Annotated in this window: 13 protein-coding genes; 12 read left to right on the top strand and 1 reads right to left on the bottom strand. The window is 46.6% G+C overall.

Annotation, left to right across the window (positions count from 1 at the left end; all coding sequences use genetic code 11):
* Nucleotides 1-469 precede the first annotated feature (469 nt).
* From Psfp_RS16485 to Psfp_RS16430, 12 genes are all read left to right on the top strand, one after another.
* Nucleotides 470-2,326 carry an aldehyde ferredoxin oxidoreductase family protein gene (locus tag Psfp_RS16485; protein WP_134219635.1) on the top strand — a complete coding sequence of 619 codons (1,857 nt, stop codon included), beginning with the start codon at nt 470-472 and terminating at the stop codon, nt 2,324-2,326.
* Between the two features lie 15 nt (nt 2,327-2,341).
* A complete protein-coding gene (locus Psfp_RS16480) occupies nt 2,342-2,584 on the top strand; it encodes a MoaD/ThiS family protein (protein ID WP_192895489.1) in 243 nt (80 codons plus the stop codon).
* Between the two features lie 118 nt (nt 2,585-2,702).
* Nucleotides 2,703-3,860 (top strand): iron-containing alcohol dehydrogenase, encoded by a 1,158-nt coding sequence (locus tag Psfp_RS16475; RefSeq protein ID WP_134219633.1) that lies wholly within the window; start codon nt 2,703-2,705, stop codon nt 3,858-3,860.
* 163 nt (nt 3,861-4,023) lie between these two features.
* Complete coding sequence (locus tag Psfp_RS16470; RefSeq protein WP_134219632.1) at nt 4,024-4,974, top strand: permease; 951 nt, start codon at nt 4,024-4,026, stop codon at nt 4,972-4,974.
* A 367-nt stretch (nt 4,975-5,341) separates the two neighbouring features.
* Nucleotides 5,342-5,833, top strand: a complete 492-nt coding sequence (gene coaD, locus Psfp_RS16465; protein WP_134219631.1) for a pantetheine-phosphate adenylyltransferase — start codon at nt 5,342-5,344, stop codon at nt 5,831-5,833.
* A 438-nt stretch (nt 5,834-6,271) separates the two neighbouring features.
* Complete coding sequence (locus Psfp_RS16460) at nt 6,272-7,276, top strand: hydrogenase small subunit (protein WP_134219630.1); 1,005 nt, start codon at nt 6,272-6,274, stop codon at nt 7,274-7,276.
* 8 nt (nt 7,277-7,284) lie between these two features.
* A complete protein-coding gene (locus tag Psfp_RS16455; protein ID WP_243120741.1) occupies nt 7,285-8,736 on the top strand; it encodes a nickel-dependent hydrogenase large subunit in 1,452 nt (483 codons plus the stop codon).
* Nucleotides 8,737-8,777: 41 nt separating this feature from the next.
* Nucleotides 8,778-9,593: a 4Fe-4S dicluster domain-containing protein gene (locus Psfp_RS16450; RefSeq protein ID WP_134219628.1), complete on the top strand. Its 816-nt coding sequence runs from the start codon at nt 8,778-8,780 to the stop codon at nt 9,591-9,593.
* 27 nt (nt 9,594-9,620) lie between these two features.
* Entirely contained in the window at nt 9,621-10,790 is a 1,170-nt protein-coding gene (nrfD, locus tag Psfp_RS16445) for an NrfD/PsrC family molybdoenzyme membrane anchor subunit (protein WP_134219627.1), read from the top strand.
* A gap of 207 nt (nt 10,791-10,997) precedes the next feature.
* Nucleotides 10,998-11,210 (top strand): twin-arginine translocase TatA/TatE family subunit, encoded by a 213-nt coding sequence (locus Psfp_RS16440; RefSeq protein WP_134219626.1) that lies wholly within the window; start codon nt 10,998-11,000, stop codon nt 11,208-11,210.
* 43 nt (nt 11,211-11,253) lie between these two features.
* Nucleotides 11,254-12,039 (top strand): twin-arginine translocase subunit TatC, encoded by a 786-nt coding sequence (gene tatC / locus Psfp_RS16435; RefSeq protein ID WP_134219625.1) that lies wholly within the window; start codon nt 11,254-11,256, stop codon nt 12,037-12,039.
* 175 nt (nt 12,040-12,214) lie between these two features.
* The gene (locus Psfp_RS16430; RefSeq protein WP_134219647.1) at nt 12,215-13,180 is read left to right on the top strand and encodes a polyprenyl synthetase family protein; all 966 of its coding nucleotides are present in this window, start codon (nt 12,215-12,217) and stop codon (nt 13,178-13,180) included.
* Nucleotides 13,181-13,245: 65 nt separating this feature from the next.
* Here Psfp_RS16430 and Psfp_RS21815 read toward each other — a convergent pair.
* A partial coding sequence (locus Psfp_RS21815) for a hypothetical protein (RefSeq protein ID WP_205079610.1) occupies nt 13,246-13,612 on the bottom strand: 367 nt, incomplete at its 5' end.

Here is a 13,612-nt window from a genome sequence, read left to right as displayed (position 1 = left end):
AACCTACGCCAAAATTTTAGTTCATCTGATTTAGGCGTGGGTTTTTTGCCCTTATTATTGCTCTAGCACTAGTAGTTTTTATGGAAAAATTTACTTTACTTTAACTTTTCTCCGTACTTCCATTAGTCTGGAATTTTTCTTGTTTTTCGTAATCTGAAAAAAAGCGCGAGATATCAAACCATACTTTGTTTCCTGTTCCGGCAACCCGGAAAAAGAACAACAAATCAGCCCACCACAAAATGGCATGATATTTGCTTTATTTAAAATCATAAAAATGCTCTGACAAAGGGGGGGGGGGACAAAAATGACATCATTTAAATTAAACATGAAACACGCTGTATTTTATTGATTTTGTTGCTGTGAACTGTTAAAGGCATGGTAAAAAATCGGGATCGTGAACGAAGTAGAGGTTCATGCAGGAAGCGGGTCTCAAGGTTGTCATTTTTGACTAATAAAGGAGTGTTTATGGATGTGGACGGCTTTTGGATATTGGGGTAAAGTACTTGAAATAGATCTCAATTCCCAAACAACTAAAGAGGTTCCCATAAAAAATGAAGTTTACAAGAAGTTCTTGGGTGGCAGCGGTGTAGCCGCATATTTGTTATATAACAATTATGACTACACAAAACCGGCTCTGTCCGAAGAGAATCCATTAATATTTATGACGGGTTTATTGAACGGGACATTGGCGCCGTCATCTGCAAGGTCAAGTGTTGTTGGCAAATCCCCGTTGACGGAGATCTGGGGCGAGGCCAATGTCGGTGGTCATTGGGGCGCCGAAGTTAAAAAGACCGGTTATGACGGGTTTATTTTAAAAGGAGTATCAGACAAGCCTGTAGCCATTTATATAAATGATGATAAAGTCCAGTTTCTTGACGCGCAGGATTTATGGGGTAAGGATGTCTTTGAGGCTTCTGATTTGATGAGAAGTAAAACTGATGAAAAAGCGAGAATTGCATGTATCGGTATAGCCGGCGAAAATCAAATAAAAATGGCCTCTATAATGATGGACGCCCCTGTAACAAGGACAGCCGGCCGCTGCGGTTTCGGCGCCTTGATGGGATATAAAAAGGTAAAGGCCGTTGCTGTTAAAGGCACCAAAAAAGTGGAACTCCACGATAAAGCGAAATTACAGGCGTTCACAAAGGAATTCACTCAGGTTCTGAAGACGAATGCGGCGATCCTGCATGACTTTGGTACCCTGGGAACCATACAGGGCGTTGAATCTGAAGGCGATCTGCCCATCAAGAACTGGACTCTCGGCTCTTGGGAAGAAGGAGCTTATAAAATCAGCGGCCAAATGCTGGCGGAGACAATTCAAACCGGTCATCACGCATGCCATGCCTGCACTATCAGGTGCGGTAAGGAAGCGAAAGTTACGGTAGGCCCCTATAAAGGAGCTATAGGTCACGCTCCTGAATATGAAACGGGCGCTGCTTTTGGTTCATTGATCTTAAATGATGACCTCGAGATTATCGCTGCCTGCAACGACCTCTGCAACAGATACGGCATGGACACTATTGAAGCAGGAAGCACCATCGCCATGGCCATCGAGGCATATGAAAACGGCTTGTTAACCAAAAGAGACACCGGAGGTATCGAGCTCAAATGGGGCATTAAGGAAGAATTGCTCGAAATCCTGGAAAAAATGGCAAACAACAAAGTTGGGATAGGCAGATTACTGGCACAAGGCGTAAAAAGAGCAGCGGACGAGATTGGCGGTATAGCCCCTGAATTCGCTATTCAATCCAAAGGCCAGGCTTTCGCTATGCACGATCCCCGCGCTTATACCACCATGGTAGCTGATTATGCAACCTGCAACAGAGGAGGTTGCCACCTTGAGTGCTTAGGTTACTTCTCTGAAGGTGGAGCTTATCCTGCCAAATGTGTAGGCTTCACCAAACCGTCTGAGCCCCATGGCTATGAAAACAAGGCTGAATATGCGGTTAGGTTGATGAATTTCATGACTGTATTCAATTCTTTAGGCTTGTGTAAGTTTATTATGCTGGGTCAAATTACTCCGGAAATGGCGAGTCAATGGATTAATGCAGCCACAGGATGGGACTTGACCGGTAAAGATGTTGAGCTTGCGGGAGACAGGCTGTTTAATATCAAGCGCATGTACAACAACAGGCTGGGCTTAAGCCGTAAAGATGATGTGCTTCCGCAAAGGATGCTGCTGCATGATCGCCAGACAGGCGCGGCAGCTGGCAGTCTTCCTTATTACAGCAGGATCATGAAAGATTTGTATGACTATCGCAAGTGGAACGCCGAGGGAATTATTACCGAAGAGAAGAAGCAAGAGCTAGGGTTGGATACACTATAAAGCATGGTGGGTTTAATGGAAAAGCTCAATATCACAGTCAACTTATTAGGCTATTTAATGTGGTGTCCCAAAGGCAGAGGAAAAGAACACCGGCTGCAGGTCGATAAAGACGCCAAAATTGCGGATGTCCTAAACAAATTAAATGTTTCTCCCGAGCAAATCCATGTCATCTTAAAAAACGGTAAAAATGTTGACAAAAATACAGCACTGAGCGAGGGAGACATCATTACAGTAAGTCCCGTAGTTGCTGGCGGCTAAGCTTTATATTTCCAACTTCTGTATTGAAGGATTTCTAAATCGCAAATTTTGTTGTGTACGGCCGTATGCACAATGCGCACTTAAACCAAGAACAAATTAATTAAAGGGGGATGTATTCATGTATTACGACTTTTTAAATCCGAGTGTTAACTTCTTCGGGCCGGGCTGTGTTTCGGTAGTTGGCGAAAGATGTAAAATTTTAGGTGGGAAAAAAGCTTTAGTAGTTTGTGACCCGTTTTTGGCTAAAATGGAAGGCGGACCTGTAACGCAAACAATAGGATATGTTCAGGAAGCCGGACTAAAAACTGTCGTTTTTGACGGCGTAGAACCCAACCCTAAAGACAAAAATATTTTCGCCGGTCTTAAATTATTCAAAGAAGAAAAATGTGACATGATTATCACCGTCGGTGGAGGAAGCGCTCATGACTGTGGAAAAGGTATCGGCATTGCAGCTACTCACCCCGGAGATTTGTATAAGGATTATGCCGGGATTGAGAAACTCACCAATCCTCTGCCGCCAATAGTTTCCGTTAACACTACAGCAGGAACCGGCAGTGAAGTTACCCGCCACTGCGTTATTACAAACACTTCAACGAAAATTAAGTTTGTTATCGTAAGCTGGAGAAACCTCCCGCTGGTTTCCATCAACGACCCAATGCTTATGCTGAAAAAGCCAAAAGGATTAACTGCAGCCACCGGTATGGACGCTTTAACCCACGCTGTAGAATGTTATGTTACCCTGGCCGCCAACCCTGTGACTGACACCTTGTGCGCGCAATCTATTAAGCTTATAGCCAACAACCTGCGTCAAGCTGTAGCATATGGTGATAATGTGGTAGCCAGGGAAAATATGGCTTACGCCTCAGTGCTGGCAGGTATGGCATTCAACAACGCCGGCCTGGGTTATGTACATGCCATGGCGCACCAGTTGGGCGGCTATTATGACATGGCGCACGGTGTAGCGAACGCTATCCTGCTGCCGCATGTGGAACGCTTCAACCTCATCAGCAATCTGCAGAAGTTCGCTGACATAGCCGTATTTATGGGCGAAAATATTGAAGGTCTGTCTGTGAGAGCCGCTGCTGAAAAGGCCATTGACGCTATTGTCCAGCTTTCCAAGGATGTTGGAATTCCGTCCGGTTTGGCTGAAATGGGTGTTAAGGAAGAAGACTTTGATAAAATGGCTAAGACGGCTCTGGAAGATGGTAACGCCGGATGCAACCCGATTGTCGGAACTCATAAAGACATCGTTAACCTCTTTGCGGCTGCTATGTAACTTAATCCCTGCTATCACCTCTCAAATAAATACCGTGTAGTACACGCTCGCCCCATAGTGTGGTCTTGCCGGAAACAGGGGGTGACTTAAAGAGTTACTCCCTGTTATTTTTTTCTTTTTTAACTAATTAACGGAATTTTCAAAATTAGGAGGGGGTAATATTATGACAAGCTCTCTTTTGCTGCCAATAGGTGGTATTAGTTTTCTTCACCTTTGCATAGCTTTTGTGGGTGGAATATTCGGAGCTGCCGTCGGAGCGCTGCCGGCATTCATTTTATGCGGTTTCTTCGTATTCATTGGCGGGGTTTTAATGATTGCCGGAGCAGGACCGGATTTTCTGAACACCTTTGGCTTTGGGTTTACATTTGGGCCCCAGGTATGCTTTGGAGCGGCAGTTGTTGCTCATATGTACGCGCATAAGAAAGGTCTGTCACCGGGAAGAGATATTACAGCAGGACTGATGGGCACTAAAAGCATGGATGTCCTGTTGATTGGCGGACTTTTTGGCTCTCTCAGCGTTATCCTGAACTGGCTTTTCATAACTGCGCTGCCAATGAAATGGGGCGGTATGCTCTGGACTGATGGAGTCGCTATAACCATCTTTGTTATGCATCTTATCGGACGCCTATTGTTTGACATGAAGAAAGGTTTCTTTGGTCAGGTAGCTGAGGGAGAAAGTCGCTTCAACCCCACTGAAAAAAGCACCCTTTGGTTGCCATGGCAGATGTCGTGGAAAGAGCTTTTTGTTATCGGTGCAGGGGTTGGTCTGTTATCAAGTTACTTTGCGATGCTTTTAGGAGCGGACCATGGTGGCGCAATTATTGGATTTGGTATTTCCGGTCTGAGTCTTGTATTTTTGCAGTTCGGCACCAAAATGCCTGTCACCCACCACATATCAGTTAATGCAGCCGTCGCTGCCTTAGCTAGTCACAGTCTCATATGGGGTCTCATTTTTGGGGTTCTATCAGCTTTCGCAGGTCAATTTTGGGCGTGTCTATTTACGATACATGCCGACACCTATATAGACCCTCCGGCAGCTGCAATTTGGAGCGTGACAACCATTAGCGTGGCTTGTGCTGCTCTAGGCTTGTTTACTGCAATTCCCTTACCTTAAATACCTGTAAAAGAATATTCATAAAAGTATGGTTCTTCACTGCCTCGTGGGGCTGCTAATTTTTAAACATGAATAATGGTCTTTTTTCATTCATCATTTTACTGTCTTTCACATCTGCTCACATCATCTACCGCTGTATTAATGATTTTCATAATGCGTAAGCGGTCAAGCCATTAGGCCTGGCCATAAAAGCGATCGGAGCATACATTCTTAATTTGGCCGGGATTATCCTGGTGGTTACGCAAATCCATCACAAATCTGAAGCGGGGGAAAGGAATTTCCAAACATCAACACTACAGGATGTTTGAGGAGGCTCCTTTCCTTGACGCTTCTTCTGGCTAGAAAATGAAGCACTGGGGTGATTAGCATGCGAACCGCAATTTGCCCGGGAAGTTTTGATCCGGTAACCTACGGTCACCTGGATATTATTAGTAGAGCTGCTATGATCTTTGACAAGTTGATCGTCGTAGTTTCCTGCAACCCGGCAAAGAATCAGCTGTTTACGATTAAAGAGCGAGTTGAACTGCTGCAAAGTGTTCTCTCCAACTATCCCAATATAGAAGTGAAGGCATTTACAGGCCTTACTGTTGATGTGGCCCTTGAGTGCAACGCAAAAGCTATTGTACGGGGCTTACGGGTGATTTCGGATTTTGAGAACGAGTTCCGGATGGCCCTGACAAATCAAAAGCTGGCCTGCCATATCGAAACAGTCTTTTTGATGACCAAGGCGGAGTTTTCTTATATCAGTTCCACTACAGTGAAGGAGGTAGCCTCCTTTGGCGGTTCCTTGCGGAGCCTGGTACCACCGCTTGTGGAGGAGAGAATAAAAGAAAAGTTCAAACGTTACCATGAGGGTTAACCCGCACAATAAGAAAGTGATACGCCAGCGGTGAAGTTGCATGATGGATACCAACGCAACTTCACCGCTGGCATATTTGTTGCAAACTAAATTCCTATGGCGGTTGGATTGTTTATGAAAGAATTATGATTTGTAGTGAATAGGATCCCGTTATCTTTGTTGAGATTCCGGTTGGAGAAGTATAATGGCGTTTTTCAAGGGTTTTCCTTATGAATATTTTAAAGAAATCAGTATATGTTCCATTATTTGGAATTCCGGTTTCCTGGAATAATTCCTCTTATATAAAATTCTCAGTTTAAGGATAGATATCTTCATGCTGGAATTTCGCTAAACAGCAGAAATCGGAGCAAGATGATCTAGTTGACACTTGGAAATAAGGTGAAATGTAAAAACCGGCCGGAAATTTTGGAGATTTATTTACAAGGAGGGAATAAAGACTTGGGTTTAACCAGACGTGAATTTATTAAACTCTGCATGAGCTCTGCGGTCGGCGCAAGCCTGATTACGGTACTCGGACCGGAGCTCGGAGAAACACTAGCTTTAGCCGCCGAGGGCAAACCGCCGGTAATTTGGCTGCAGGGCGCCAGCTGTACCGGATGCTCCATATCCTTATTAAACAGTGTTGACCCCGCTATTGAAAAGGTGCTTCTCGATGTTATCAGCTTGAAATATCACCCTAATATTTCTGCCGGTTCCGGACACCTTATCGCGGAGATCCTGGACGAAGCCGCAATTAAATACAAGGACCAATTTATATTGGTTGTTGAAGGCGCCATCCCTATAAAAAACGAAGGTGTTTACTGTACTATTTGTGAAAAAGAAGGCAAAGAAATAACCATGCTGCACGCGGTAAATATCCTGGGCAATGCGGCCAAGGCCGTGATTGCCGCCGGCCAGTGCGCATCCTACGGAGGCATCCCCGGCGCGGCCCCCAATCCCACCGGAGTTGTGGGAGTCAATAAGATCGTTGACGCAAAAAAGGTGATCAATCTTTCCCTGTGCCCGATGCAGCCTGATCACTTCCTCGGAACTGTTGTATATGTCTTGAAATACGGCCAGCTCCCGGAACTTGACAGATATGGACGGCCCAGGATGTTTTTCCCGAAACCAATCCATGAAAGCTGTATAAGACGTGAATATTTTGACGCCGGCAAGTTCGCTCACTTCATTGGAGATGAGGGCTGCCTGGCCATGCTTGGCTGCAAGGGCTTTGTGGCCATGTCCGACTGTCCCACCCGCGGCTGGAATAACAACGTCAACTGGTGCGTCAATGCCGGCGCTCCCTGTTACGCCTGCTCGGAACCGACCTTCCCCGATTCGTCATCACCATTTTACGGCGTTTATCCATTAACTAATAAAACAGCGGCCGCTTCGGCCCAGATTGAGCCCCAGAAGACAGAGATTTTAGAAAAGATAAGGGTCAGCAGAAAACTAGCTCAGTGAGGTGAAATATAGCAGTGGCACAAAAAATAGTTATTGATCCGGTAACCCGGATTGAAGGGCACCTGAAAATAGAAGCAGAAATTGAAAACGGCCGGGTAATTGACGCCAGGTCTAGCGGTACTCTATTCCGCGGGCTAGAAATAATTCTTAAAGGGCGAGATCCTCGCGACACCTGTCACATTACCCAGCGTATCTGCGGCGTCTGCCCCATTGCTCACGGCACTGCCTCCATCTTATGCCTGGACGATGCCTTTAAAGTCACACCACCTGCAAACGGCAGGATTTTACGCAACTTAATCCAGGGAGCAAATTACCTGCAGTCACATATCCTGCACTTTTACCACCTGACCGCCCTGGATTACGTGAAGGGACCGGACACCTCGCCTTTCATCCCCCGTTATGAGGGTGACTACCGCCTGCCCAAGGAAATTAACGATAAAGCCGTTGAGCATTACATCCAGGCTCTGAGTATCCGCAAAAAGGCTCATGAAATGGGCGCTGTATTCGGGGCCAAAATGCCCCACGTTACGACCTACACGGCTGGTGGAATAACTGAGCACGTAACTTCTGAGAAAATCGCCCAGTTTAAGACTTACCTACTGGAAATTACCTCCTTTATCAACAACGTATATATCCCGGACGTCCTGGCAGTAGCAGGAGCGTACGATGATTGGTTCAACATTGGGACAGGCTACAAAAACCTGCTGGCTTACGGCGCTTTCCGGCTAACTGACCAATTAGACCCGGACGGGCAACAACAGCTCTTCATACGCGGTACCTACGCCAAAGGACAGTACGCGCCCATGGACCATAAAAAGATTTCTGAGCAAGTCAAATATTCCTGGTACGATGATAAGTTGACCGGCAGGCACCCCGGTGACGGCGCGACTGTACCCACACCGGGCAAAAAAGACGCATATTCCTGGCTTAAAGCACCGCGCTATGACGGTTTGCCCTATGAAGTAGGCCCGCTGTCGCGACAGGTAGTGAACAAACAGAAGGATGTTTTGGCGTTAGGGGGTAAAGCATTTTCAGTTTTAGGCAGGCACTTTGCACGTGCAGTGGAAACAGCTCAAGTAGCAGGTGCTATGTTGGAATGGCTTAACCAGCTGGTGCCCGGTCAACCCTGCTATGCCCCTTTCGACATCCCTAAGGAAGGGTCGGGTATAGGTTTACACGAAGCCTCCCGCGGCGCCCTGGGACACTGGATTACCATCAAAGATTACAAAATCGAAAACTACCAGGCTGTGGTACCAACAACCTGGAACTGCAGCCCGCGGGATGACAAGGGTCAGCGTGGTCCGGTTGAGGAGGCTCTGGTAGGAGCACAGGTCAAAGACCCCAACAACCCCATTGAACTGGTGCGTATCGTCCGTGCTTTTGATCCTTGTATTGCCTGCGCGGTTCACGTGCTTGAAATCAAGGGTGTTTCCAAGGAGCCCAAGAGCTTTATAGTCTGATCAAAGTAAATTAAATCCAAGCGGAAATAGGAGGTGCAAAGATGTCCAATGGCGTTTTGGTAGACATCAGCAAATGCATCGGCTGCCGGAGCTGTCAGACAGCCTGCAGGACTTGGAATGACCTGCCCGTCAAAACGTCTCAAAATACAAACCAATGGGACGTCCCGGTGGAACTGGACGCGGATACCTGGACCAGGGTCAGCTGCTATCTGGCCGGGGAGGGCAATGAGCGCAGGTGGAGGTTTGTCAAAAGGCAGTGCATGCACTGCAATGAGCCTGCCTGCGAGTCCGCCTGCTTTACCCATTCCTTTCTTAAAACAGAAGAAGGCCCGGTCATCTACAAACCCACAGAGTTGAACAAGGATTACTGCGTGGGTTGCCGCTACTGCATGATTGCGTGTCCCTTCAACGTACCTAAGTTTCAGTACGAAAAAACATTCCCGTACGTCCAAAAATGCCGTTTTTGCTACGACCGTCTGCTGGAGAACGAACGGCCCGCGTGTATCACCGCCTGCCCTACCGGCGCGTTGAAATACGGCGACAGACAGACGCTTCTTGCCGAAGCCAGGCAGAGGATTAACAGCAACTCAAACTACGTCAAACACATATACGGGGAAAAAGAGTATGGCGGCACATCCTGGATGTACATTTCTGATGTCCCCTTTGAACAGCTCGGCTTCAAAACCAGTGTTTCGGAAAAATCAATACCATCTTATACCTGGCAGGCGCTCAAGTGGACTCCCTACATCTTTGCCGGTTGGGGGGCCATGCTTACAGCAATGAGATTCTTTACAAAACCTAAAGAGGAAGGACATAATGAAGCCGAAATGTACGCTCCCGTCGATCCCAAGGAATAAATCTTTGTTTATAGTGGTGGTGAGAATATGTACGGAAGAAATTGGAGCTTTAGAATTACCTGGTTCAGAATACTGTTAATCATATCTGTGCTGATTGCGGCTGCTGCTTCCCTGTACCGCTTCATCTACGGCCTGGGAGCTGTAACCAACTTAAACGACCAGTGGCCCTGGGGCCTGTGGATTGGCTTTGACCTCTTGTGCGGCATCGCCCTGGCAGGCGGCGGCTTCAGTACTGCGCTGGTAGTCCACGTCCTGCACCGGGACAAATACCTCCCCATCGCCCGCGCCGCACTGTTAACTTCCTTGCTTGGCTACATTATATCCCTGGCCAGCCTCTTGTTGGATATCGGGAGATGGTTTAACTTCTGGAGGCCATTCTTCTATTGGGGTTTCCACTCGGTATTGTTTGAAGTGTTCTGGTGCATTTCTATTTATACAACAATCCAGGTCCTGGAATTTGGAGACATCTTCTTCGAGAAGGTTAAGTGCCCGTCATTGAAAAAGATTCTGGGGTACATGATAACACCATTATTGATCCTGGGCATCGTCCTGCCCACCCTGCACCAATCGTCGCTGGGCTCACTCTTTATCGTTGCTGTTGATAAACTCTATCCCCTGTGGTGGTCCATGTTGCTCCCGTTCTTCTTCGTTTGGTCCGCCTTCTTCCTGGGGCCGGCCATGGTTACCATCGAAGGGACCATAGCGTCAAGAGCTTATGGACGAGATCCGGAGCTGCCTGTATTTCAAAGCATGACCAGAATAACCACCTGGATGATGATCATTTACTTTATCATCAAGATGATTGATCTCAACTATCGGGGCGTTTTCGGGATGGCTTTCAACGGTTCGCACGAGAGCAACATGTTCTTGATCGAGATGATTGTCTTTGTCCTGTTGCCGATTTTCATGTACGCCATCCCCTCCATCCGCAACAAGCTTTGGGGGGTTGTAACCGCCTCCGTCCTGGTGGTGGTAGGAGTTGTATTCAACCGCATGAATGTGGTCTTCACCGGAATGGCCAGGAGCGTGGGCGGCAGCTACTTCCCCAGCGCCTGGGAATTTCTGATTACCCTCGGCATGTGGAGCTTCCTGGCGTTGGCTTACCTGTTTATTGTGGAAAACTTCGCAATTCTGCCCAAGGAAGGGCATGCACACAGTAACAGTACAGCTACCTATGGTACCCACTTCCCTGCTTAACAGAATAATCATCACCAAAATACAATACCGGAGACCTATTATGCACGAATAGGCTCCGGTTTTGTAAAGCAGTTAACAAGAGGAGGTGATAGATGACTTTCATCGCCCTAAATATAGTCATATCATCGTCAGTTGGTTGAGAGGATTTTTTGTGCCAACTTTGATTCCTTGTGTTTAAAAATTAAAATTTGAAAGGTGTGTAACATTATGCCGCACATTGGCGTACCTGAATTAATCCTTGTTTTGACACTGGCTTTAATTATCTTTGGACCCGGCAAATTACCGGAACTTGGCAAGGCGGTTGGTAAAACAATCAGAGAGTTTCGTCGTTCTTCCTCCGAAATAATGAACGAGGTGGAAGCGGTTGCAGATGAGAAAAAAGATAACCAAATGCAGTTGATTAAGGCAGCCAAGAATTAAAGCCCCTATTCCCAACTGCCTGTAATAATAGTGGGGGAAAACGATGGCTAAAACTAACGGAGAAATGAACATTATTGAGCACCTAGAAGAACTGCGTCATGTTTTAATTGTTTCAATTATTACCACTGCCATATTTGCTGTGGGAGCGTATTTTTTCAGCGATAGGATCTTGGCATCAATGCTGGAACCAATTACCAAGCTGGGGCAGAAGATATTTTTCACCGGTATCACAGAGGCGATCTTTGTTAAAATCAAGATATCTTTCTTTGCCGGTTTCCTGGCGGCGCTGCCGGTAATTTTATGGCAGATCTGGGATTTTGTCGTCCCTGCTTTAAAAAAGAATGAAAGGGTGTACTTTTCGCTTTTTGTTTTGATATCCTTTATCAGTTTTTTAGGGGGGATTGCTTTTGGGTTTTTCGGCGTTTACCGTGTAGGTGTAATGTTTTTACTCCAATTTGCCGGACCCAACCTGACCCCCTTGCTAACAATTGACAAGTATATCTCTTTTACAATATCTTTTCTACTTCCCTTTGGAATAGTGTTCGAATTTCCTTTAATAAGCTTTTTCCTGGCCAAAATGGAACTTGTGACACATGCCTTTTTTGCTAGAAACCGCCGTTACGCCATGTTGGCTGTTGTAGCCCTGGCGGCCATAATAACCCCCACGCCGGATGTAGTTACCTGCCTTATCATCAGCGGTCCCATGTATTTGCTTTTTGAACTTAGCGTGCTGGTTGTACGCATCGTTGAACGCAAGCTTGCCCGCAAAAAAGAGCGTGAGCGACTGGTAGACATGACTGAAGTACAATCAGCAGCCACAGTTAAATAGTCATGCCCATCCGTGAAAAAACCTGCACTGCTCTAGAATTATAATGGCTTATTACAGTACCCCAAAATGGTACCAGACTGCCGACAAAGTGGCTGTCGGTAGTCTTTTTTTACGTGCGTACTCCATGGATACTAAATATTTTCTTTGTTTAATTCAGGTAAAGGAAGCGGTAAAGATATTGGAATTTTTCAAAGACATCGCAAAAGAACTGCAGATGGTGGAAAAAGAGTTAAGTAATGTGGTGAAAACTCCAAACCCTCTCCTAACCGAGACCTCTACGCATCTCCTCAATGCGGGTGGCAAGAGACTGAGACCTGCGCTCTGCCTCTTAGGCGCAAAATTCTACAACTTTGACCTGCAGAGGATCCTGCCGCTGGCTGCTGCCCTGGAACTGATCCACATGGCTACACTGGTACATGATGATGTCGTTGATGCTTCGCTAACCCGCAGGGGTAAGCCCACTGTCAAGGCCATGTGGGGAAACAGTATCTCCACCCACATTGGCTCCTATCTTTTTGCTAAATCCCTCATGTTGATAGCCCGTTATGAATATACCCCACTTATTTCCAAAGTCCTGGCTGATAGCAGCGTCAACATGTGTGAGGGTGAAATCCAACAGATAGCCGCATCCTTTGATGTCAAACAGAATCTGAGGAACTACCTGTACCGGATTAAACGAAAGACCGCCATGCTGATTGCAGCGAGCACGCAGCTGGGTGCAGTAGCCTGCGGTGCGTCTAAAAGCATTTACTTGCCGCTATACCGGTACGGTCACGCAGTGGGCATGGCTTTTCAGATTACCGATGACATCCTGGATATGGTTGCCGACCAGCGTGAGATGGGCAAGCCTATCGGCAGTGACTTGCGACAGGGAATTATCACTCTGCCGGTAATTTATGCCCTGGATACATCCAGACAAAGAGAGCGGCTTAAAGAACTGGTGGCAAAACCTGAAAAAGACGATGGCGAGTTACAGGAAGCTATCAGCATAATTACCAGCAGTGGGGCTATCGAGCAATCTCTCGAACTTGTTGAGAAATATATCCATAAGGCCAAGCAGGCATTAAAAGAGCTCCCTGACAGACCTACCAGATTAAACTTAAGCCTTGCGGCAGATTATGTGGTAATAAGAAAATACTAATACAGAGAATGATGTTTCATCTTATGAACACAAGATAGATAAGTATTTTGTTGATGTGATATGATTTATACAGGATCTCCCGTGAATACTTCCAACTCCCTGATGACCTCCTCCAGACTTACCGCCAGAGCTTCGGCCTCAGTGATGGGGCGACCAAAAGCACGGGCTTCCTCTCTGCCGGGCACATGCGTCTTACACGGCAGTTCAAGAGGATTTTTCAACCAGCTCTTGGCAACCTGATATGGCGTGTGAAAACAGAAAAAATGGTCTCCGTACTTTACCCTGAACTCAAACAGGCTGTAATAATCGCTTTCTTTTCTGCAACGGGGGCACCCGCCCTGCACACTTTTATACTTGACATAGTCCAGCCCCATAGACCGGGCCTTCAACCGGCACGTTTCACATAAATATATTTTTTCCCCGCCCTCCACC

The organism is Pelotomaculum sp. FP, from assembly GCF_004369245.1.
Lineage (GTDB): Bacteria > Bacillota > Desulfotomaculia > Desulfotomaculales > Pelotomaculaceae > Pelotomaculum_C > Pelotomaculum_C schinkii.
Note: the sequence above shows the minus strand (reverse complement) of the source record. Positions and strands in the feature narration are given on the sequence as shown.